The following is a 21,863-nucleotide window of genomic DNA, read 5'->3' on the forward strand; positions in this document are numbered from 1 at the left end:
CATGAGCCCGACACGTCACCCCGGTCTGTTCGCGCTGCTCATGGGCTGCGCCCTGCTGCTCGCCTTCGTTTCCCGATCAGAGGCCGCGCTCACGCAGCCGGTCGTGCCAACTCCGCCCGCCCGGCCGGTTATTCCCGCAACCAAGGTAAGCCTGGCCGATTTTAGTGCGGTGGCTGACGGGGAGACGCTCAATACCGCGGCCTTCGAACGCGCGTTGGCCGCTCTCGCCGAGCGCGGCGGCGGCACGCTCGTGGTCCCGTCCGGAGTCTGGCACACCGGACCGATCCGGTTGCGCAGTCGCGTCAACCTGCACCTCGAGGCCGGCGCCATCATCCAGTTCTCGCGCGACCACGGCCTCTACCCGATGCGCGTCTTCGACCCTCGCGGCGAAAAGCAGGTCGATACCACCTCGCCGCTCTCGGGCGACCAGCTGGAAGACATCGCCATCACGGGCGCCGGGGTGATTGACGGCGGGGGCGACGCTTGGCGGCTCGTGAAACGCGCCAAAACCACCGAGCCTTTTTGGAAAGCGCTCGTGGCCTCCGGCGGTGTGCTCAACGCCCGCGGCGACGAATGGTGGCCAAACCGGGCTGCGCTCGACGGCGCCGCGGCCGTGCAGAAACTGGAAGCCGTTGGTTCACTCAACCCGGCCGATTACGAGCCTTACCGCGTTTTCCTGCGTCCGCGCCTGCTCCGCCTGCTCGAATGCCGGCGCGTGCTGATCGAGGGCGTCACCTTCCGCAATGCACCCAACTGGACCCTCCATCCCTGGCTCTGCGAGGATGTCACCCTGCGCGACGTGAAGATCTTCAACGACCGCTGGGCGCAGAACAGCGATGCCCTCGACCTCGAGTCCTGCCGCCGCGTGCATGTGACCGGCTGCATCGTGGACACGGGCGACGACGGTCTCTGCCTCAAGTCCGGCAAGGATGGCGTCGGCCGACGCATCGGCGTGCCTACCGAGGACGTGCTCATCGAGGACTGCACCGTTTACGAGGGCCACGGCGGTTTCACCATCGGCAGCGAGATGTCCGGCGGCGTGCGCAATGTGCTCGTGCGCAACTGCACCTTCATCGGCACCGCACTCGGCCTGCGCTTCAAGACCGCCCGCGGCCGCGGCGGCGTCGTGGAGAACATTCACGTCCAGGGCATCCGGATGACAGGCATCGAGGGCAGTGCGATCGACTTCAATTTCTTCTATTTCAGCGAAGGCCAGGCCGGCGCGCCGGTTCCGCCGGTCACGGAAGAGACCCCGGTCTTCCGCAACATCCTCTTCGAGGACATTGTCTCGCGCGGATCGAAAGCCGCCTTCACCCTGCGGGGCCTGCCCGAGATGCCGCTCCGCGACATCACCTTCCGCGACGTCGCGCTCTCCGCCACTACCGGCGCCGATCTCGGCTACGGCGAACACATCGTCTTCGAGCGCGTGAGCATTCGCCCGCAGCAGGGCCCGCCGGTCCGGGCGACGGCCATGACCGGCTCCCGCCTCGACCTCGTCCCCTGAACAGCCTCGACTGTTTCGCGGCGGAGCCCGCGCTCCGCGCGGGCTGGCGCAGGCACAACCAAAACAAGCCGGCGCGGGGTGCCGGTTCCACCACAGAGAACGATGCCCATTCCGCGTCCTTGACTGGTGGGTGGCGTTGACGAAGGTGAGACCATGCCCCCGAAAGCCACCCTGCAGGATGTCGCCAACGAGTCGGGCGTGCATCGCACGACGGTCTCGCTGGCGTTGCGGGACCATCCGCGCATCCCGCAGGCAACGCGGGCCAAGGTGAAGGCCGTCGCCGCCCGCCTCGGCTACCAAATCAATCCCCTCGTCGCGGCCCTGATGCAGTCGCGCCGACTCGGAAAACCGGTGAAGCACATGACGCTCGCGTATGTGACCAACTACCCGACGCGTTACGGCTGGAAGCCGCTGCATCACGACCGCCCGGACTTCTTCCCCGGAGCCGTGGCCCGGGCGCGCGAGCTCGGCTACAATCTTGAGGACTTCTGGCTCGCCGAGCCGGGCATGACCCCGGCGCGCTTCTGCGACATTCTCGCCGCGCGCAACATCCACGGCCTCATCATCGGCCGCCTGCCGCCCGGCCAGCACTCGCTGCAGCTGGACTGGCCGCGCTTTTCGTGCGTGGCGCTCGGCATGACGCTGCGCTCGCCCGTGCTGCACCATGTGACCGAAAACCATTATGAAACGGTCTGGCAGGCGATGCAGCGTTGCCTGGACCGCGGCTACCGCCGGGTCGGCTTTGTGTTTTCGGAAGCCAATGACAGTCCACGCGTGGGCGACCGCTGGCTGGGGGCGTTCCTCCGTCAGCAGCTCGCCTTTCCGGTGAAGGACCGACTGCCGATCTGCCCTGCCATCCCCGCCGGGGAGGCGGACTTTGCCCGATGGTTTGAGCGTCACCGTCCCGACGCCATTTTCGCCACCCATGCCCGGCCGGTATTGGGTTGGCTGAAAAACATGGGGGTGAGGGTGCCCAGCGACGTGGGCTTGATCCACCTGGAAGGCCTGCCCGAGGGCGACTGCTCCGGCGTGCGCTACGATCCCGCGCAGATCGGGGCGTTGGCGGTCGAAATGCTGATTGGTTTGCTGCACCGCAACGAGACCGGAGTGCCGAGCGCCAACCAGCACGAGGTGCTGCTCACCGGCGAGTGGTGCGAGGGCCGCACGCTGCCCCAGCGGCGCTGAATGGTGACGCCCAGGCGGGCTTTTTAGTCAACGATGAGCGCATAGCCCGGCTGGCGACCCGGCGCGGAGCATCCAGATTGGCAACATGGCGCTTCCCCGCGCCATGCACCCCACACCCACCCCACCCCATGATTTGTCCGCCGGAGTGCGCACACATCTCCTGATTTGCCGGGCTGAGCCCTGTCTTTCCGCAAACACCAACCGCTAGCAATCCATGAAACGACCCACCACCCCTGATATGTCGCGGCGCCACCGCTTGCTGGCCCCGCTCTGCCTGCTGCTCGGCACCTCCCTCGCCATCGCGCAGACCACGCAGCCCGCGGGCCCTGACAAGGCCGCCGACGCGAAACCCGTCCCCGTCGAGGCCAAACCCGCCACGCCCCCGGCCGAGGACAAGGTTTTGGAGCTCTCCCCTTTCCAAGTCACCGCTGAGAACAACGGTTACTATCAGGGCAACACGATGTCCGGCACGCGCCTCAACTCGAAGATCGAGGACCTCGGCCAGTCGATCACCGTGATGACGAAGGAGCAGATGCTCGACTTTGCGATGCTCGACATCAACGACGTGTTCGACCACATGGCGAGCACCGAGGGTACGGGCTCCTATTCCGAGTTCGTCACCGACCGCACCGGCGCCGTGGTGGACAATGTGAGCCTCAGCCCGAACACCGCCAACCGCGTGCGCGGCATCGGCAACGCGAACATCGCCTTCAACAACATCGAGATGACAGGCCGCGTGCCGGTTGATCCGCTCTGGATGGACTCCCTCGAACTGAGCCGCGGACCGAACGCCAACATCTTCGGCCTCGGCAACGCTTCCGGCACCGTCAACCAGGTGCCCGCCACGGCGAATGTGACCCGCGATTTCACCAAGGCCGAGCTTCGAGCTGACAGTTACGGCGGCTGGCGCGGCTCCGTGGACGTGAACCGCCAGGTCATCGAGGACAAGCTGGCCGTGCGCGCGAGCTATGCCTACCAGCATACCGCCTTCGTGCGCAAACCCTCCGGCGAGAACGCCCGCCGCCTGAGCCTCCAGCTCAAGTACCAGCCCTTCAAGAACACCACCCTCGCGGCTTCGTGGTATGGCTACAGGAACTCGTCCGTGCGGCCGAACTTCACCACTCCGCGCGACCACTACACGGATTGGGTCGACGCCGGGCGCCCCGGCTGGAATCCCGTGACCCGCCTGATCACCCTCGCCAACGGAAATGTTTACGGCAACGGCAACGTCCTCGGCTCCACCACGCCCTATTCGGGCACACCCGCACCCAACGCCAACCTGTTCCTGCCCAGCTGGGGCACGGAATCGCGTTCGCCCTTCCAGATCGGCGGCGCGGGGGATGCTCCCTATTGGACCATGGCCCGCTATACCAGCGGAACCCTGGCCACGTCCGACCCGTTTGGCGCCACCGCGACGGGCATCGGCCTGCTCGCCACCAATTCTTCGGACACCTACTCGGCCACGCAACAGCCTCTCTACAACTCCGTGGCCCGGCCCATCGCCGACAAGTCGCTCTACGACTGGGAGGAAATCAACCTCGCCGGCAACAGCAAGGCATGGGACGACGTTAACACCTACCTCGTCCAACTCGACCAGGTTTTCATCAGCAACGAGCGGCAGACCTTGGCGGCTCAAGTCACCTGGATGCGCGAGGATGTGAAGCGGTTGGAAAACCAGCCCATGGGCCCCGCCAGTGTGAACAGCAACGTCGGCCAGCTCCAGGTTGACGTGAACACCCATTATCTGGACGGCACGGTGAATCCCTATTTCGGCCGGCCTTATCTGCGCAGCAGCGAGCCCTACCTGCGCGACCGGCCCCAGCTTTGGGACACCACCCGCGGGCAGGCGGTTTATCGTCTCGATTTCAGCCGGAACGAGGGTCTGAGCAAATGGCTCGGCACCCAGCAGATCGTCGGCTACTATGAATACAAGAATCGGGAAAACCGGCAGTATCAGTATCGGCACACCGCGCGGGGCACGGACAAGGCATGGCAGCAAAAATACGCCACCACGCTGCTGGGCACTCAAACCTCGTCGAACATCAACCCGATCTATCTGATCAACGGCACTGGCATCCCCGGCAACTACGCCCGCCTCAACGAGCAATATTACGTCGGCAGCACGCCCGGCGGCGGCATCGAATACGCCCCGAGCTACTTCCCGGAGGGCATCAGTCTTCCCTACGTGTGGGGCCCCAACGCCACCTCGATGATCAAGGACGTGTCGGTGGTCGGCTGGAGCCCGGCCCCCGGTGGCGGCCTTCACAACACCAACACCCGCGTCAAGACCACGGGTGGCCTGCTCCAGAGCACTCTGTTTGATGGCAAGCTGGTGGGCACCTTCGGCCTCCGCAATGACCAGGTGCTCGACCGCAACGCCCCGTTTGCGACGCTGACCTCCGACCTGCGGGAATACGACTTCGCCGCTTCAGCCGCCTGGAATCCGACCTGGCGCATGGCCGAAGGCAAGACGAAGAGCATGTCAGTCGTGGCCCGCCCCTTCCGGGACCTCCGCTTCCTCAAGTCCGAGGTTGACGGCGGCAGCGGCCTCAGCCGGTTCCTCGCCGAGGCGGTCAGCGGTCTCAGCCTCACCTACAACAAGTCGGACAACTTCATCGCCCAGGGGCCGGCCTACGATCTCTTCCTCAACCAGCTGCCCAACCAGACCGGCACGAGCAAGGACATCGGTTTCTGGCTGACCCTGCTGGATGGCAAGCTCTCCGTCCGCTACACCAAGTTCGACACCAAGCAGCTCAACCTGCGCAACGGCGACATCTCCACCATGGCCCAGCGTATCCTGCGCTATGAGGGCTTTGTCGCGAACGATGCCTGGAACCTGCGGACCCAGGCCGCCAACTGGTTGCGCGGCGTCAACGCCAACGGCGTCGCCACGAACGCCGAAATCGCCGCGGCCATCAAGATGCCCCTCGAGCAATACGAAGGGCTGGTCAAGATCGGCGCCAACGGCACTTATGCCGCGGTCAACGACGCACAGTCCAAGGGCCATGAACTGGAGATCAACTACAACCCCACCCGGCACTGGACGGTCAGCGCCTCGGTTACCAAGACCCAGTCGATCAATACCGCGGCGGGCGCCGCCGTGGACGATTATATCGCCGCGCGCATGCCGGTTTGGACCTCCCTGGAGGATCCGCGTTACACCGCGACCACCGCGACCATCAATGGCGTGACCGTTCCGCTGGCCGCGCACACGATTCCCACCGGCGCCACCGGTCATCTGCTCTGGTGGAACATCCTGGGCGCGCAGTTCGGCACCGGGCCCGCGGGGGCTGGCTACAACAACACCAACTCCGCGGCCACGAACTTCGCGGGCAACGTCAACGCCCCGATGGCCGTCTTCCGCGCGCTGATCGGCCGCCCCCGGCCCCAGATTCGCGAATACTCGGCCAAGTTCAGCACGAAGTATAATCTGGCTGGCATTAGCGAGAACAAGGTCCTCAAGGCCATGAGCGTGGGCGGTTCCGTCCGCTACGCCAGCGAGGGATCCATCGGTTTCTATGGTAAGGGCTACACCGACGGCATGGACCTCACGCAGGCTGCGAACCGCATCCTCGAGCTCGATACCAACCGCCCGATCTACTCGCCCGAGGAGTACTACGTTGACCTCTTCGTGACTTACAACACGAAGCTCTTCAACGACAAGGTGCGCGCCAAGTTCCAGCTCAACGTGAAGAACCTGCAGGAAAGTGGTGGCAACCTCCAGCCGACCGGCGCGTTCTTCGACGGCAAGACCCAAACCTACCGCATCGTCGATCCGCGTCAGTTCATCCTGAGCGCGACGTTTGATTTCTAAGTCAGGGGTAACACAAGAGTCCCGGCCGAGCTCTGTGCGGCCGGGACTTTTTTATGCCCGGACTTCCCGTTCTTGCCGTCCGGGCCAGGTCATCCCGTAATGCCTGAAACCATGCCCCGCCCCGTTCAGCCGCCATCATCCCCTGCTGCCTCGGTCGGATTACCGGTCGCGGTTTGGTTCGGGGTGATCCTGCTCGCCGTCCTTGTCGCCTACGGACCGGCGCTGCGCGGTGATTTCCTCTGGGACGACACCGGCCATGTCACCCACCCGGAGCTGAGTTCGCTGGGCGGCCTGTTCCGCATCTGGTTCGAGCCCGGGGCCACGCAGCAGTATTATCCGCTGCTGCATTCGGCATTCTGGCTGGAATACCAGATTTGGGGCGAAGCCCCGGCCGGCTATCATCTGGTCAACGTGCTCTGGCATTCGCTGTCCGCTTGCCTGTTGATCGTGCTCCTTCGGCGGGTTTCAGTGCCCGGCGCGACGCTGGCCGGGCTGGTCTTCGCATTACACCCGGTCTGCGTCGAGTCCGTCGCCTGGATTTCCGAGCAGAAGAACACGCTCTCCACCGTTTTCTACCTCGCGGCGGCTCTGGCCTGGCTGCGCTTTGAGGACGACCGAAAACCGGCACGCTACGCCGTCACCACGCTCTGGTTTTCGGCCGCGCTGCTGACAAAAACGGTCACCGCCACCCTGCCCGCCGCCCTCCTCGTGCTCGCTTGGTGGCGTCGCGGACGCCTCTCCTGGCGCGGCGACGTGTTGCCGCTCCTGCCGTGGCTCGCGCTCGGGGTGGCCGCAGGACTTGGAACCGTATGGTTCGAGGCGAACCATATCGGCGCTCAGGGAGATGACTTTGCCCTGAGTGGCGTCGAACGCGGACTGCTCGCCGGCCGTGTCGTCTGGTTCTACCTTGGAAAACTGGTCTGGCCGGCCGGGCTCGCCTTCTTCTACCCGCGCTGGACCATCGATACCGGAGCCTGGTGGCAATGGCTGTTCCCGCTCTCCGCCCTCGGTGCGCTGGCCGCCGCCGTGTGGTGGAGCCGGCGCGACCGCGGACCGCTGGCCGCCGCGCTCCTCTACGGCGGCACTCTGTTCCCCGTCCTCGGATTCGTGAACGTCTATCCCTTCGTTTTCTCCTTTGTGGCGGACCACTTCCAGTATCTGGCGAGCCTGGGGATGATCGCGTTTCTCACCGCCGTCTCGGTCCGCGGCTTCGCGCTGCTGCGCGTTCCAAGCTGGAGCGGCCCGGTCGTCGCCGTTGGCCTGTTGCTGCTGCTCGGCGGCCTCACCTGGCGGCAAAGCGCCCACTACCGCGACGTGTTCGCGCTCTACGAAGCCACGCTCGCGCGCAACCCTGACAGCTGGGTGGCGCACCTCAACCTCGGCACCGCCTTGGACGATGCCGGCCGGCCCGAAGAAGCCCTGCCCCACCTGCAACGCGCGCTGGAGCTGAAGCCGAACTTCCCAGAAACGCTCAACAGCCTCGGCAACGTGCTCAACCAACTCGGCCGGCCCGCCGAAGCGCGTCCGCTGCTGGAGAAAGCCCTGCAACTCCAGCCGCGCTTCGCCACCGCGCACAACGCCCTTGGCGTCACGCTCATGGCCCTCGGGCAGAGCGACGCCGGAATTGCCGCCTTCGAGCAGGCGCTGGCGAACAACCCGGGGCTGACACCCGCCCGCGTGAATCTCGGCTGGGCCCTGGCCAACAACGGTCGCACCGATGCCGCGCTTGAGCAGTTCGCAATCGCGCGGCGCCAGCAGCCTGATTTCGCCGATGCCGAGCTGAAGACCGGTCTGACATACGTCCTGACCCGGCGCCTGGCCGAAGCCCTCCCGCATGTACGCCGGGCCGTGGAGCTACAGCCGGACAACGCCGATATGCGCCACATCCTCGGCGTCATTCTGCTCGATCTCCGTCGCCCGGCTGAAGCTGCCGAGCAATTTGAAACCGCGCTGGAGCTGAATCCCGCCCACCCCGGCGCCCGCGCCGGACTCGAGCAGCTCTATCGTCTGCAGTCGCGCTGAGCCGAATTTCTCACGCCTTGCAGGGCACGCCTCGTTCGCCGGCGAATGCAATTGGGCACCCGTCGGGCGCGGACAAGCCGTGCCCCTACGGTTCATCTGCCCTGAAGCGTCCTGCCTACGCCGCAGGTCGCTTCCGCCGTGCAACCTTCACAGCGAGCGCCACCAACCCGAGCATCAGCCCGATGCCGAGCAACGCGGCGCCTGGCGCATCGTCGGTGTCCCCGATGTAAATCCCCGCGGCCGCCAGCGCCACGCCCAACACCACGATTCCCGAGGCAACGACCAGATTCTTGTTCATAGGAACCCAGTGTGAGCCCAAGGCATGAAACCTTGATGAACTCACGATGAAATCCGCGTGAACCGGCCGCTGGGCGCAATTCGCTTACGCTACTGGCGTTTTGGTCAATTCGCCGTTCACAAGGCGCCAGACGCCGAGGGGGTTGGCGTTTTGCAGCTCCACGGGCAGCAGATCGTCAGAGAAGCCCTGGTAGCAGACCGGACGGGCCCAGCGTCCGATGGCCCGGGTGCCGACCGAGGTCGTGCGGCCGCCGTCGCTCGTCGAGGGATACGGACCGCCGTGCACGATGGCGTGGCTGACCTCGACGCCCGTGGGGTAGCCGTTGAGCACGAGGCGGCCGGCCTTGGTGGCAAGAATCTCGATCAACTCGCCATTGGCCTTCGCCTCGCCGGCACCCGCGTGGACCGTCGCCGTGAGCGAGCCTTCGACGCTGGCGGCCACGCGTCGCATCTCGGCGGCGTCCTTGCACCAGACGACTAGCGAGCTCGGCCCGAAGATTTCCTCCCCGAGTGCGTGGTTGCCGAGGAAGCTCATCGCATCCGCTTCAAACCACACGGGCGCGGCTCCGCAGCCGCCGACGGCCTTGCCCTGCGCGACGACCTTCACGCCGGGCTGCTTCGCCCGCGCCGCGGTGTTGGTCGCATAAGTTTTGGCGATGCCGGCGGTCAGCATCACGCCTCCGGGCGTGCCGGACAGTTTTGTGGCCAGATCCTTCACGAACTGCTCCGCCTGCGGCGAACGCTGGAGCACGATGAGGCCGGGGTTGGTGCAGAACTGGCCGACGCCGAGCGTGCTCGAGGCGTGCAGACCGTCCACCAGCGCCGAGGCCCGTTCCGCGATCGCACCGGGCAAGATGAACACGGGGTTAACACTGCCCATCTCCGCATAGACCGGGATCGGCTCCGGCCGCGCCGCGCCCAGATCGGCGAGCGCCCGGCCGCCCTTGACTGAACCGGTGAAGCCCACCGCCTTGACCAGCGGGTGTTTCACCAGCGCCTGGCCAACCTCGAAACCCGCATCGAACAGCAGTGAGAACGTGCCCTCGGGCAGCCCGCAGTCGCGCACGGCGTGAAGAATCAGCCGGCCGGTGAGTTCGCTGGTGCCCGGGTGCGCGGGATGCGCTTTGACGATGACGGGGCAACCCGCGGCGAAGGCCGAGGCGGTGTCCCCGCCCGCGACCGAGTAGGCGAAGGGGAAATTGCTGGAACCGAATACCACCACCGGACCGAGCGGGCGGAGCAGCGAGCGATGGTCGGGCTTGGGCAGCGGCTTGCGCTCCGGCTGGGCCGTCTCGATGCGCGCGTCGAGCCAGCTGCCGGTCTCGGCCGCCTGGGCGTAAAGCCGGAGTTGCCCAACCGTGCGGGCGACTTCGCCCTTGAGGCGCATCTCGGGCAGGGCGGTTTCCAACATGGCGCGGGCCACGAGATCGTCGGCCTTGGCCTCAAGGTTGGCCGCGATGGCACGAAGAAACTTGCCGCGATCCGCTCCGGAAAGGCGGGCCAGGCCCGGGGCCGCACTGGCCGCCAGCTCGGCGGCCCGGTTCACGTCAGTCACGGTGGCCGAGAGGAACGAGGGTTCGAGCGGCGTGTTTTTCGCCGGATCGAAGGCCTTGAAGGTGGCGCCGCCTGCGCCGCTGGAACCGAAGCCGATGAGGGAGCCGCCGTCTGGTTTCATAGGGTAAGAGTCGCAGAGTTATGCGTAACGATCCGGATTAAGCAAAGTCAGATCCACGGACGGTTTGCGTTCACAGATGACCTCCGCGAGCAGGCGCCCTGCCCCGGGAGCGAGCGTGACGCCCAGCATGGCGTGCCCGCAGGCGGTGGCTAGGTTGCGGTATTGTCCGAACCTGCCGATATAAGGCAACCCGTCAGGCGATACCGGGCGGTAGCCGAACCATGGCCGCACACCGGCAAAGTCGGCGGCGCTGAACTCCGGCAGGTAGGCGTTCACCGCGGCAATGATCTGCTCCACGCGCTCGGGGCGCACGCGGTCGTTGTGTCCGGCGATTTCCATCGTGCCGCCGAAGCGCAGCGTGTTGCCCATCGGCGTGACGGCCACGCGCCGCTCCTTCAGGATGAAGGGCTTCGTGACACGGAAACGCGGAGCGGGCAGCGTGAGGCTGTAGCCCTTGCCTGCCTGCATCGGCAGGCGCAGACCGAGTCCGGCCGCCATGCCGCCGGACCATGAACCCCCCGTCAGCACAAACTCGTCGGCAATCAAGTCGCCTGAGGTGGTCTGGGCGGCGGAGACACGCTGCCCCACCACGCGCCAGCCGAAGATCGTCGTGTTCCAACGGAACCGCACGCCCATCTCCGCGAGCAAACCGGAGAGTGCCGCGCAGAACTTCGCCGGTGTGAGATGGGCGTCGATCGGAAAATAGACCGAGCCCGCGATGTCGAGCTTCACGCCGAGGCCGAGTGCGGCGGTCTGCGTTGAGTTCAGCACCTGGGCCTCGACGCCCAGTTCATTGGCGACGCGCGCGAGGCCGTTCGCCTCGTCGTCGAGGCTCTCCTGGGTGCGGCAGAGATTGAGCAGCCCGTCCTTGCGGAACCCCGAGCGGTCGCCGGTGAGGTCGTCGAGTTCCTCGTAGAGCGCGCGGCTTTGCAGGCAAAGGTCGCGCAGGAGGGGTGCGGCGCGGGCCACATGCCGGCGGTTGCTGGCGCGCCAGAACAGCCAGCCCCAGCGCATCAGCTCCGTGTCGAGTCGCGGCTGGATGTAGAACGGGCTGCGCGAATCCATCATCCACTTCAGCCCCTTCCAGACCATGCCCGGCGCGGCCAGCGGGATAACGTGGCTCGGCGAGACGTAACCCGCGCTGCCCAGCGCGCAGTGATCATGCCCCGGACCGGACTGCCGTTCCACCACCGTGACGGCGAGCCCCTCCCGCGCCAAGTAATAGGCGGTGCAAAGGCCCACGATGCCGCCGCCGCAGATGATGGCCGATTTTGCGGTGCGCATCGCTCAGCGCAGTCCCCACGCAAACGGATCGGCCGGATCGAGCAACAGTGTGGCGTCGGCCGTCACGTGCGCCGTGCCGGTGATGGTCGGCACCACCTTGTCACCCTGCCGGCGGTATTTCGCCCGGAACGTGCTGCCCACGATGCTTTCCTGCACCCATTCGGTGCCGGGCGCCAGTTTGTTGTCGGCGGCGAGGCAGGCGAGTTTGGCGCTGGTGCCCGTGCCGCAGGGCGAACGATCGTAGGCTTGGCTAGGGCAAAGCACAAAATTCCGGCTGCTGGCCCCGGCCCGGACCGCCGGGCCAAAAAGTGCGACGTGGTCGATCTCGGGGAATCCCGTATCCCGCACCGCCTGCCGGATGCGCGCGCAGTAGGAGGTCAGCTGCGTCAGGTTGTCGGTCTCGAGGCGCTGGTCGTGCTTTTCGATCAGGCAGAACCAGTTTCCGCCCCACGCGAGATCAGCCTGCACGTCGCCGACGCCGGGCAGGTAGAGCGTGAAGTCCTTTTCCTTCCGGTAGGCCGGCACGTTGTCGAAGGTCACTTCGCCATTCGGGCCGAGAATCGCCGCGATGTAACCGGCGGGCGTGTCGAGGCGCACGAGGCCCGGCTCGACCAGTCCGGCGTGCGCCAGGGCCACCACGGTGCCGATCACGCCATGCCCGCACATGCTGAGGGGACCGGAGACGTTGAAGAAAACCACGCCGAAGTGGCAGGTCTGGTCGTGCGGCTCCACGAGCAGCGCCCCCACGAAGACATCGGAACCGCGCGGTTCGCCGATGACCGCCTGGCAGAAGGCCCGGTGCTTCTCCTGCAACCGCCTGGCCCGCTCCGCGAGCGGACCAGAGCCGAGATCGGGGCCGCCGTCGAGGACGAGGCGCGTCGGTTCCCCGCCCGTGTGGGTGTCGAGGACCTTGATTTGGGTGAAGGCGGCCATGCGCGAATCGAAAATGAGACCTTCGCCGGTCCCATGAAAGCAAAAAGCCGGCCGTCGGGAGACGGCCGGCTTGAAGAATCCCGAATCACCCCGGGTTAGACGGCGGCGGAGCCGTGCTCCTCGGTGCGGATGCGGATGACATCCTCGAGCGGCACGACGAAGATCTTGCCGTCGCCGATCTTGCCGGTTTTCGCGGCGCCGGTGATGGCCGCGATGGCGGGCGCGAGCAGCTCGTCGGTCACGGCGACCTCAATCTTCACCTTGGGCAGGAAGTCCACGGTGTATTCGCTGCCCCGGTAGATCTCGGTGTGGCCCTTCTGGCGGCCGAAGCCCTTGACCTCGGTGACGGTGAGGCCCTCGACCCCGGCCTTGGACAGGGCCTCTTTGACCTCGTCCAGTTTGAACGGCTTGATGATGGCGATGATGAGTTTCATGTGGGTGAGTATTGAGGGTTAGCCGATGTAGCCTTCTTCGCCGTGTTCGGCGACATCCAGACCGTTGGACTCGGTTTCGGCGCTGGGGCGCAGACCGATGACGGCCTTGACGATGAAGGCGATGACCGCGGTGGCCACCACGCTCCAGACGATGGTGAGGACGACGGCCTTGAGCTGGCTGGCCAGGAGGCCCTCCTTGAGGGGGCCGACCACGGAGTTGACCTTCTCGTCGGCGAAGACGCCGGTGAGGATGGCACCCATCGTGCCGCCCACGCCGTGAACGCCGAAGGTGTCGAGGGCGTCATCATAGCCGAGCCACTTCTTGAGGTAGGCCACGGCGAAGAACGGAACCGCACCGGCGAGCACGCCCATGATGACTGCGGAGGTCGCAGTGACGAAACCGGCGGCAGGAGTGATGACAACCAGGCCGGCCACGATGCCGGAGCAGAAGCCGAGGACGGAGGGCTTGCCGCGGAGCACCCACTCGATGCAACCCCACACGAAGCCGGCGATGGCCGCGGCGAGGGTCGTGGTGGTGAAGGCGTTGGAGGCGATGGCGTCGGCGCCGAGCGCGGAGCCGGCGTTGAAGCCATACCAGCCCACCCAGAGCATGCCGGTGCCGACCATACAGAGCACCATGGAGTGCGGGGGCATCGGCTCCTTGCCGAAGCCGTGGCGCTTGCCGAGGATGATGCAGAGCACCAGGGCGGACCAGCCCGAGGTCATGTGGACCACGGTGCCGCCGGCAAAGTCGATGGCCTTGATGCCGGCCTCGGGATTAAGCGGACCGCACATGAAACCGGTCGTGGACCAGACCATGTGGGCAAAGGGGAAATAGACCACGAACATCCACACGCCCACGAAGAGCATCACGGCCGAGAACTTCATTCGCTCGGCGATGGCGCCGACGATCAGCGCGGGGGTGATGATGGCGAAGGTCAGCTGGAACATCGCCCACATCGAGTCGGAGATCCAGTAGTAGCCCGCGCCGACGGCGCCGGGGTTCACACCCTCGAAGAACTTGTAGGCCAGGTCACCAATGAAGGCGTTGCCCGCTCCGAACGAGAGACTGTAGCCGACGGCCCACCAGAGGATCGTCACCAGGCCGGCGATGCCAAGGCACTGGGCGAGCACGGAGAGCACGTTCTTCTTGCGGACGAGGCCGCCGTAGAAGAGCGCCAGACCGGGCAGCGTCATGAACAGCACCAGCGCGGTGCTCGTCATCTGCCAGGCGTTGTGACCGGGACCGGGACCGGCAATCTTCGAGGCCACGTCCGGCGTGCGCGCCGTGTTGTTAACGTAGGCCTCCAGATCGGCGAGGCGCTGCTCGACGGTCGGCTCAGCTGGAGCCGCCGCCTCTTCAGCGCGGAGGGAAAAGCCCCAGGCCGAGACGAGCATCGCGCCGGCCAGGGCAAGGAAGCGTGGGAGTTTGAGGGTGTGTAGTGGATTCATGGACGAATCGCATGTGCAGCTCCCATGCCATGAATTCGCGTATTTATGTCCTACAAACGCATGAAGGCTGGTCATGCGACCCGCCTTCAGGAGAAAAATGCTGAATACTAAATGCTTACTTAAATCGCCGCGTCGCCGTGTTCGTCTGTACGAATGCGGATCACGTCGTCCACCGGCGAGATGAACACCTTGCCGTCGCCGATTTTCCCCGTCTTTGCGCCATTCACGATGGCCGTGACGACCTTGTCCTTGATGTCGTCAGACACCACGACCTCGATTTTGATCTTCGGGAGGAAATCCACGGTATATTCGCTGCCGCGATAGACCTCGGTGTGGCCTTTCTGGCGGCCGAAGCCCTTCACCTCGGTAACAGTCATGCCTTCGACGCCGACGGCGGTCAGCGCTTCCTTAACGGCCTCGAGTTTGAACGGCTTGATAATGGCGGTGATAAGTTTCATGGGGTAGAAATTGTCTTTGCCCGGCAGTCTTCCGCTTTGTGAATCAGGCGCAAGCCTTTAGGCGGTCGCGGCGCATCCCGGACAAGAAATGAGCAGGCGAGCTGTTCAAGCCTGCGGGATGACGGTCTGGATGTGGAGCTCCTTGAGCTGCTTCGCGGTGACCGGCGTCGGGCTCTGGGCCATGAGGTCCTGCGCCTTCTGCGTCTTGGGGAACGCGATGACGTCACGGATGCTCGTGGTGCCGCAGAGCAGCGCACACATGCGGTCGAGGCCGAAGGCGATGCCGCCGTGCGGGGGCGCGCCATACTTGAAGGCCTTGAGCATGTAGCCAAAGCGGCTCTCGACCGTCTCGGCGGGGATTTTCAACACGTCCTTGAACACCTTCTCCTGCACCGCGGGCTGGTGGATGCGGATCGAGCCACCGCCGAGTTCCATGCCGTTCAAAACGCAGTCGTAATGCTGGCCGCGCACCGCCTTGGGGTCGGTGTCGAGCAATGCGGTGTCTTCCGTCACCGGGGCGGTGAACGGGTGGTGTGTGGCCGCGTAGCTGCCCTTCTCCTCGTCGTAGGACATGAGCGGGAAATCGACGACCCACAGAAAATTCCACTGGTCGGCGGGGATGCTGAGCTTGCCGCGCTTCACGAGCAGTTGCGCCGCTTCGAGGCGGATGCGGCCCAGGATCGCGCAGGCGCGCTCCCACGGAGCGGCCGCGAAAAACACGATGTCGCCGTCCTCGATGTTCAGCTTCTTGGTCAGCTCGGCCTTCTCGGCTTCGGAGAAGAACTTCACGATGGGCGACTTCCAGCCGCCGGCCTCGGCCTTGATGTAGGCGAGGCCTTTCGCGCCGAGGGTCTTGGCGATGTCCTCGAGCGCGCCGATCTCGCCCTGCGTGACATCGGCGAGGCCCTTCGCATTGAAGGCCTTGACCGAACCGTGCGCGGCAACGGTAGACTGGAAGACCTTGAAGCCGGAGGTCTTGAACGTCTCGGAAAAGTCCGCGATCTCCATCGCGAAGCGCGTGTCGGGCTTGTCCACGCCGTAGCGGTTCATCGCGTCCTTGTAGGCCATGCGCGGGAACGGCGTGGGCAGGTCGTGGTTGAGCACGTCCTTCCAGACCTTCTTCAGCATGCCCTCGAAGAGAGTGTAGATGCCCTCGCGGTCAATGAACGACACCTCGACGTCGATCTGCGTGAACTCCATCTGGCGGTCGGCGCGCAAGTCCTCGTCGCGGAAGCACCGGGCGATCTGGAAATATTTCTCCACGCCGGCGACCATGAGGATCTGCTTGAACTGCTGGGGCGACTGCGAGAGCGCGTAGAACTCGCCCGGATGGATGCGCGACGGCACGAGATACTCGCGGGCGCCTTCGGGCGTACTCTTAAAGAGCGCGGGCGTCTCAACCTCGTAGAAGCCCTGGGAGTCGAAATAGTCGCGCACGGACTTCGTGGCGCGATGGCGCACGGCGAGGTTCTTGCGCATCTTCGGACGGCGCAGGTCGAGGTAACGGTAGGTAAGGCGAAGGTCCTCGTTGACCTTGTCACCACCGGCGTCGGTCAGCGGGAACGGAGGTGTCTCGGAAAGGTTGTGGATGATCAGCTCGGTGGCATCGATCTCGAGCTCACCGGTCGGGAGGTTCTTGTTCACCATCGCCTCGGGGCGGTTCTCTACCTTGCCGGTGATGCCGATGACGGACTCGTCCTTGAGCTGCGCGGCTTGGGCGCGCAGCGCGGAGTCGAACTTCACCTGGGTCACGCCCTCGCGGTCGCGAAGGTCGACGAAGATAATGCCGCCGTGATCGCGGACGGAATCAACCCAGCCGGCAAGCGACACGGTCGCGCCGAGGTTGGACTTGGTGAGCTGGCCACAATGATGGGTGCGAAGCATAGGGACGGAACGACGAACAAAACGACCCGCACCGTCGGGGAGCAATCAGAATTTCCTGCTGTATGACAGGGCAAAACCATCGTTGCGCCCGGTCCCTTGGACGGTGAGCTTGCTCACGCCACGAGCGACTTACGGCGTTTGTGGCGCCAGCAAGCTGGCCGGCCACCCCAACAGCCCCTCCACCCCATGAAATCCGCGATCAATGCCAAGCTGTCCGTTCTGATGTTCCTCCAGTTCTTCATCTGGGGGGCATGGTATACCTCGATCGCGGTTTATATGACCGCACAGGGCATGGGCAGCCTCACTCACTGGCCGTTCACGGTGAATCCCGTCGCGGCCATCGTCGCACCGTTCTTCCTCGGGCTCGTGGCCGACCGATTCTTCGCCACCGAAAAGGTGCTCGCGGTGCTCCATCTGCTGGGTAGCGCCGTACTGCTGGCTGTGCCTTCACTAGCCGCCCAGCCGACGGCCTTCATTCTCGGGCTGCTGGTCTACAACCTCTGCTACATGCCAACCCTTGGCTTGGCCAACTCGCTCGCCTTCCATCACCTCGACGACCAGGAAAAACAATTCCCGCGCATCCGGGTATTCGGCACGCTGGGCTGGATCGTGGCGGGCCTGGCTGTGTCCTTCGTGCTCGACAAACTCGTCGGCACCACTGCCGAGGGAACATCCGCGCCGCTCCTGACCGCGGGCGTCGCCTCTCTCCTGCTCGGCTTCTTCTGCTTCACCCTGCCCCACACGCCGCCCTCGGCCAAGGGCAGGCAGGTTTCCTTCGGCTCGATCCTTGGCCTCGATGCGTTTCGCCAGCTCGGCAGCGGGCCGTTTTATGTATTTCTGCTCAGCTCCTTCCTCATCTGCATCCCGCTCGCGGCCTACTACAACTTCACGCAACTCTTCCTCGGCGCGGTCGGCCTGACCAGCGTGGCCGCCACGCAAACGCTCGGACAGGTTTCAGAGGTCGGCTTCATGCTGCTGATGCCGGTCTTCTTTGCCCGGCTCGGCGTGAAGTGGATGCTGGTGGTCGGCATGGGCGCCTGGGTGCTGCGCTACGCGCTCTTTGCCCTTGGCGCCCCGGACCAGGTGCAATGGATGGTGTTCGCCGGCATCGCGCTGCACGGCATCTGCTACGACTTCTTCTTCGTCACCGGTCAGATCTACGTGGACAAGAAATCCTCACCGGCCGTGCGGGGACAGGCGCAGGGCATGCTGGTGTTGGTGACCTACGGCGCAGGCATGCTGATCGGTGCGCAGATCGCCGGCCGGGTTTACAACGGATTCCTCGGCTCCGCCACCGCGCTCACCCTCGCCCAATGGCAGTCGTTCTGGTGGATTCCCGCCGCCTTTGCCCTCGGCGTGTTGGGCCTCTTCGCCGCGCTGTTCCGGGACAAGTCGGTGGATGGAAAGTAACAGGTTTCAGGTAACAAGTATCAAGGTTTACGGCTCCGCTACTTGATACTTGGTCCTTGTTACTTGTGTCTCAAGGAATCCAAGTCCGCAGAAACTTTCTGGCGTCAGTGAGTGACCGCTTCCGGTCCTCCAGACTCCCTTCGTAATCCTTGTCTTCGACTTCGACGACGACCGGCCCCGTCCAGCCGATCTCGCGCAAGGCTTTGAAATACGCGTCCCAGTCGATGTCACCCCGACCGGGGAGCTTTGGCGTGTGAAATGTCAGAGGGTTGGCGAGGATACCATTCTCGTCCAATCGATCCCGATGAACGTGCGCATCCTTCAGGTGCAGGTGGTGCAGGCGTGACGTGAACTCGCGCAACGGTTTCAGGTGGTCCATCTGCATCCAGAGCAGGTGCGAGGGATCGTAGTTCAGGCCGAAGTTCGCATCGGGTATGATTTCATACAGCTTCCGCCACAGCGCCGGCGAATACGCCAGATTCTGCCCCTTCGGCCACTCGTCGTAGGTGAAATACATCGGGCAATTTTCGATGCCGATGTTCACGCCGTGTTCCGCGGCAAGCTTCACTAACGGCGGCCAGACCTCCGCAAAGAGCTTCAGGTTCTCGACCTCATTGAGCTGCTGATTGCGACCGACGAATGTGTTCACGTTGCGCAGACCGAGCTTATGCGCGGCGACGATCACCTTCTTGAGGTGCTCGCGAAAGAAAGCCGCGCGCTCGGCGTCGGCCTCCATCGGGTTGGGATAGTAACCGAGCCCGGAGAGAAACACGCCCTGTTCTTTCAAAAACGCCTTCACCTCCGCCGCGCGGGCATCCGTCAGGGTGGCAACATCGAGATGCGTGACTCCCGCATAGCGCCGCTCCGCCTTGCCCACCGGCCAGCAGCAGAGCTCGACGCACTGGTAATCGGCCTGCTTCGCGAACCGGATGACATCCTCAAAGCCGAGGTCAGGCAGGATCGCGGAAACGAAACCGACGGGAGTCATGCGCAGCGCGGGCTCAGATCTTCACGTGCGCGAGCAGCGCCCGCTCCTCTTCCGGAGGCAGCGGCTCGCCGTTGGTCTCGAGAATGCGCCGCGCCAGCGGTTCGAGCTGCTCGGCCGGCACCTCCACGACCCCGATGCCGTCGCGCCACTGGATGACGGGCAGACCCCAGGCGAGGTTTTCGAGAATGACATCGGCGTAAGCCTTGCGCATGGCCCGCATGGAGGCGCGGGTTTCCCAATCGTAGTCGGCTGTCTGCGGTTCCTCCACCCGGTCGGTCGGCTTATCCGTCATGATCGGGATGTTAGCTGCCGCCTCGATCATCACAAGTCGGGAAATATCCGAGACCCTCAGCTTACCGTCCTTTTCAGAAACGATCAGGTGGGGATTTTGACCGGTGTTGTCGTAAATCCGCCAGTCATTCACTAGCGGCCGGTAATGCTCCAGCAGGAGCCGCACCCCCTTGCCAAACCGCCTTTGCTGCACCTCGTCCGGAATGTCGTGTCCGCCTTTCCGAACGCGCTGCTTCACCCGGTTGCGCGTGATGTCCAGATTCGGAATCCACAGGTAATCCAAGCGTATGCGATAACCCGCCTCCTTCATCTCCCGCAACAGGTGGGTGTAACCGTAGCCCGTGAGCGTGGTCTCGAACGAGAAACTCTGACGCGATTCAAAAAGCTCCCGCAGCCTGTTCAGCATGATCCGGCGGGCTTGAAACGAGACCGCATCAGGAGCGAAAGGCGACAGCCCGGCCGCGATCAAATCCGCGTTCACGAACTCCCGGCAGCGCATTTCCTCGGGCAGGAAGCGCTTCACATAGGTGGATTTTCCCGCCCCGTTCGGCCCGGCGATGATGAAGAGGTCCGGCATCGCGTGAATCTGACGCGATGCCGGTGAAAACGTCAACCGACCCGCTCAGCCTGAAATCAGGCTCTCGCCGGTCATCTCCGCCGGCTTAGGCAGGCCCATGAGGTGGAGCACGGTCGGCGCGATGTCGGCGAGACGGCCGCCGCTGCGCATCTTGGTCTTCCCGGCGGCAAGCCCCTCGCCCACCGCAAACACCTCGACGAGATTCAGCGTGTGCGCGGTGTGCGGGCCGTTGACGGTCGGATCCCACATCTGTTCGGCGTTGCCGTGGTCGGCACAGACGACCGCCTTGCCGTTCTTCGTCGCAAGGGCGGCGAGCAGTTCGCCCACCCCGGCATCGGTGGCCTCGACGGCCTTGATGGTCGCGGGCAGCGAACCGGAGTGACCGACCATGTCGGGATTGGCGTAGTTGACGACGATCAGGCCGTATTTGCCGGAGAGAATCGCCTCCTTGGCGAACTTCGTCACCTCGGCGGCGGACATTTCCGGTTGCAGGTCGTAGGTCGGCACCTTGGGACTCGCCGGGCAGGCCCGCTCTTCGCCGGGGAAAGGGTCCTTGCGGTAATTGTTGAAGAAGAAAGTCACGTGCGGGTTCTTCTCGGTCTCGGCGCAGCGGAACTGCGCGATCCCGGCGGCGGCCACCACCTCGCCGAGAATGTTTTTCAGCTTCTCGGGCTTCGGCGACACGACGTGCACCGGCAGGCCGGACTCGTATTCGGTCATCGTCGCGTAGTAGAGGTCCAGCTTCGGGCCGCGATCGAAGTCCTTGAAGCCGTCGAGCACGAAGGCCTTGGTGATCTCCCGCGGGCGGTCGCCGCGATAGTTGTAGAAGAGCACGGCGTCGCTGTTCGCGATGGTGGCGACCGGCTTGCCCTCGGCTCCAACAATCCACGTCGCGGGCACAAACTCGTCGCCGACCTGGGTCGGGCTCATCGGTTTGTCGTAGTAGGCCTGCACGGCCGCCTCGGCACTCGGCGCCTGGGCCGCGGCCTTGCCGACCAGCATGTCGTAGGCCTTTTGCACGCGCTCCCAGCGGTTGTCGCGGTCCATGGCCCAGAAGCGGCCGCAGACCGTGGCGATCCGGCCCACGCCGATGGCCTTCATCTGGGCTTCCACCTGCTTGATGTAGCCGAGTCCGCTCGACGGCGGCGTGTCGCGACCGTCGGTGAAGGCATGCAGGTAAACCTGCGTGAGGCCGTCTTCCTTGGCCTGGCGGAGGATGCCGTAGAGATGCTCCAGCATGCCGTGGACGCCGGCATCGGACACGATGCCGAACAGGTGCAGCTTGCCGCCACCCGACTTGACGCGGGCAACGAGATTTTTCCATACTGCGTTCGTGGCGAGACGCTTTTCGGAAAAAAGCTTGTTCAGACGGACGAGTTCCTGGTCCACGATGCGACCGGCGCCGATGTTTTCGTGGCCGACCTCGCTGTTGCCCATCACCCCGTCGGGCAGACCGACATCGAGTCCCGAGGCCCGCACCAGGGCATGCGGGTATTGGGCATGGAGCGCGTCGTCGCAGGCCTTCTTGGCCAGGGCCACGGCGTTGGTGACATCCTGCTTGGGATCGGGATTCTTGCCCCAGCCATCACGGATGACCAGGAGGACGGGCGGACGGGCTGAACTCATATGAATTTGTGACGATTAGGAAAGGCCAG

16 protein-coding genes are annotated in these 21,863 nt (G+C 64.8%); 5 read left to right on the forward strand and 11 right to left on the reverse strand.

Features of this window, described 5'->3' with window-relative positions:
• Position 1 precedes the first annotated feature (1 nt).
• The 4 genes from ESB00_RS09950 (at position 2) to ESB00_RS09965 (ending at position 8,525) form a co-directional block, all read left to right on the forward strand.
• Positions 2–1,504 (forward strand): glycoside hydrolase family 28 protein, encoded by a 1,503-nt coding sequence (locus ESB00_RS09950; protein WP_129047538.1) that lies wholly within the window; start codon positions 2–4, stop codon positions 1,502–1,504.
• Positions 1,505–1,657: 153 nt separating this feature from the next.
• The gene (locus ESB00_RS09955; protein WP_129047539.1) at positions 1,658–2,689 is read left to right on the forward strand and encodes a LacI family DNA-binding transcriptional regulator; all 1,032 of its coding nucleotides are present in this window, start codon (positions 1,658–1,660) and stop codon (positions 2,687–2,689) included.
• A gap of 214 nt (positions 2,690–2,903) precedes the next feature.
• The gene (locus tag ESB00_RS09960) at positions 2,904–6,503 is read left to right on the forward strand and encodes a TonB-dependent receptor (RefSeq protein WP_129047540.1); all 3,600 of its coding nucleotides are present in this window, start codon (positions 2,904–2,906) and stop codon (positions 6,501–6,503) included.
• Between the two features lie 111 nt (positions 6,504–6,614).
• Complete coding sequence (locus ESB00_RS09965) at positions 6,615–8,525, forward strand: tetratricopeptide repeat protein (protein WP_164976127.1); 1,911 nt, start codon at positions 6,615–6,617, stop codon at positions 8,523–8,525.
• Positions 8,526–8,640: 115 nt separating this feature from the next.
• Here the strand turns inward: ESB00_RS09965 and ESB00_RS09970 are convergent, their stop codons facing one another.
• The 8 genes from ESB00_RS09970 to aspS all read right to left on the reverse strand — a co-directional run bounded on the left by ESB00_RS09970 (position 8,641) and on the right by aspS (position 16,942).
• Positions 8,641–8,823 carry a hypothetical protein gene (locus ESB00_RS09970; protein WP_129047542.1) on the reverse strand — a complete coding sequence of 61 codons (183 nt, stop codon included), beginning with the start codon at positions 8,821–8,823 and terminating at the stop codon, positions 8,641–8,643.
• An 84-nt stretch (positions 8,824–8,907) separates the two neighbouring features.
• Positions 8,908–10,497, reverse strand: coding sequence for an aldehyde dehydrogenase (NADP(+)) (locus ESB00_RS09975; protein WP_129047543.1), 1,590 nt, complete (start codon positions 10,495–10,497; stop codon positions 8,908–8,910).
• An 18-nt stretch (positions 10,498–10,515) separates the two neighbouring features.
• On the reverse strand, positions 10,516–11,781 hold the full coding sequence (locus tag ESB00_RS09980; protein WP_129047544.1) for an FAD-dependent oxidoreductase: 1,266 nt from the start codon (positions 11,779–11,781) through the stop codon (positions 10,516–10,518).
• 3 nt (positions 11,782–11,784) lie between these two features.
• The gene (locus tag ESB00_RS09985; RefSeq protein ID WP_129047545.1) at positions 11,785–12,714 is read right to left on the reverse strand and encodes a proline racemase family protein; all 930 of its coding nucleotides are present in this window, start codon (positions 12,712–12,714) and stop codon (positions 11,785–11,787) included.
• Between the two features lie 95 nt (positions 12,715–12,809).
• A complete protein-coding gene (locus tag ESB00_RS09990) occupies positions 12,810–13,148 on the reverse strand; it encodes a P-II family nitrogen regulator (protein ID WP_129047546.1) in 339 nt (112 codons plus the stop codon).
• Between the two features lie 18 nt (positions 13,149–13,166).
• Positions 13,167–14,600, reverse strand: coding sequence for an ammonium transporter (locus tag ESB00_RS09995; protein WP_246026459.1), 1,434 nt, complete (start codon positions 14,598–14,600; stop codon positions 13,167–13,169).
• 119 nt (positions 14,601–14,719) lie between these two features.
• On the reverse strand, positions 14,720–15,058 hold the full coding sequence (locus ESB00_RS10000; RefSeq protein WP_129047547.1) for a P-II family nitrogen regulator: 339 nt from the start codon (positions 15,056–15,058) through the stop codon (positions 14,720–14,722).
• Between the two features lie 105 nt (positions 15,059–15,163).
• Positions 15,164–16,942: an aspartate--tRNA ligase gene (gene aspS / locus ESB00_RS10005; protein ID WP_129047548.1), complete on the reverse strand. Its 1,779-nt coding sequence runs from the start codon at positions 16,940–16,942 to the stop codon at positions 15,164–15,166.
• A gap of 186 nt (positions 16,943–17,128) precedes the next feature.
• Here aspS and ESB00_RS10010 point away from each other — a divergent pair, with 186 nt between their 5' ends.
• Positions 17,129–18,352, forward strand: coding sequence for an MFS transporter (locus ESB00_RS10010; protein WP_129047549.1), 1,224 nt, complete (start codon positions 17,129–17,131; stop codon positions 18,350–18,352).
• 70 nt (positions 18,353–18,422) lie between these two features.
• On the opposite strand, the gene ESB00_RS10015 is transcribed toward ESB00_RS10010, so the two are convergent.
• Genes ESB00_RS10015 through gpmI form a run of 3 tightly spaced genes read right to left on the reverse strand, consistent with a single transcriptional unit; the run spans position 18,423 to position 21,834 of the window.
• Positions 18,423–19,340: a sugar phosphate isomerase/epimerase family protein gene (locus ESB00_RS10015; protein WP_129047550.1), complete on the reverse strand. Its 918-nt coding sequence runs from the start codon at positions 19,338–19,340 to the stop codon at positions 18,423–18,425.
• A 13-nt stretch (positions 19,341–19,353) separates the two neighbouring features.
• Positions 19,354–20,208, reverse strand: coding sequence for an ATPase (locus ESB00_RS10020; protein WP_129047551.1), 855 nt, complete (start codon positions 20,206–20,208; stop codon positions 19,354–19,356).
• Between the two features lie 45 nt (positions 20,209–20,253).
• Positions 20,254–21,834, reverse strand: coding sequence for a 2,3-bisphosphoglycerate-independent phosphoglycerate mutase (gene gpmI, locus ESB00_RS10025; protein ID WP_129047552.1), 1,581 nt, complete (start codon positions 21,832–21,834; stop codon positions 20,254–20,256).
• Positions 21,835–21,863: the final 29 nt, after the last annotated feature.

The sequence above is a fragment of the Oleiharenicola lentus genome (genome assembly GCF_004118375.1).
Lineage (GTDB): Bacteria > Verrucomicrobiota > Verrucomicrobiia > Opitutales > Opitutaceae > Lacunisphaera > Lacunisphaera lenta.

What these genes read in the sequence shown, in the direction of transcription:
- ESB00_RS09970 (WP_129047542.1), bottom strand. Translation starts at nt 8,823, where the DNA reads ATGAACAAGAATCTGGTCGTTGCCTCGGGAATCGTGGTGTTGGGCGTG.
- ESB00_RS10010 (WP_129047549.1), top strand. Translation starts at nt 17,129, where the DNA reads ATGAAATCCGCGATCAATGCCAAGCTGTCCGTTCTGATGTTCCTCCAG.
- ESB00_RS10000 (WP_129047547.1), bottom strand. Translation starts at nt 15,058, where the DNA reads ATGAAACTTATCACCGCCATTATCAAGCCGTTCAAACTCGAGGCCGTT.
- ESB00_RS09985 (WP_129047545.1), bottom strand. Translation starts at nt 12,714, where the DNA reads ATGGCCGCCTTCACCCAAATCAAGGTCCTCGACACCCACACGGGCGGG.
- ESB00_RS09955 (WP_129047539.1), top strand. Translation starts at nt 1,658, where the DNA reads ATGCCCCCGAAAGCCACCCTGCAGGATGTCGCCAACGAGTCGGGCGTG.
- ESB00_RS09990 (WP_129047546.1), bottom strand. Translation starts at nt 13,148, where the DNA reads ATGAAACTCATCATCGCCATCATCAAGCCGTTCAAACTGGACGAGGTC.
- ESB00_RS09950 (WP_129047538.1), top strand. Translation starts at nt 2, where the DNA reads ATGAGCCCGACACGTCACCCCGGTCTGTTCGCGCTGCTCATGGGCTGC.
- ESB00_RS09995 (WP_246026459.1), bottom strand. Translation starts at nt 14,600, where the DNA reads ATGAATCCACTACACACCCTCAAACTCCCACGCTTCCTTGCCCTGGCC.
- ESB00_RS09975 (WP_129047543.1), bottom strand. Translation starts at nt 10,497, where the DNA reads ATGAAACCAGACGGCGGCTCCCTCATCGGCTTCGGTTCCAGCGGCGCA.
- ESB00_RS09960 (WP_129047540.1), top strand. Translation starts at nt 2,904, where the DNA reads ATGAAACGACCCACCACCCCTGATATGTCGCGGCGCCACCGCTTGCTG.
- aspS (WP_129047548.1), bottom strand. Translation starts at nt 16,942, where the DNA reads ATGCTTCGCACCCATCATTGTGGCCAGCTCACCAAGTCCAACCTCGGC.
- ESB00_RS09965 (WP_164976127.1), top strand. Translation starts at nt 6,615, where the DNA reads ATGCCCCGCCCCGTTCAGCCGCCATCATCCCCTGCTGCCTCGGTCGGA.
- ESB00_RS10020 (WP_129047551.1), bottom strand. Translation starts at nt 20,208, where the DNA reads ATGCCGGACCTCTTCATCATCGCCGGGCCGAACGGGGCGGGAAAATCC.
- ESB00_RS10015 (WP_129047550.1), bottom strand. Translation starts at nt 19,340, where the DNA reads ATGACTCCCGTCGGTTTCGTTTCCGCGATCCTGCCTGACCTCGGCTTT.
- gpmI (WP_129047552.1), bottom strand. Translation starts at nt 21,834, where the DNA reads ATGAGTTCAGCCCGTCCGCCCGTCCTCCTGGTCATCCGTGATGGCTGG.
- ESB00_RS09980 (WP_129047544.1), bottom strand. Translation starts at nt 11,781, where the DNA reads ATGCGCACCGCAAAATCGGCCATCATCTGCGGCGGCGGCATCGTGGGC.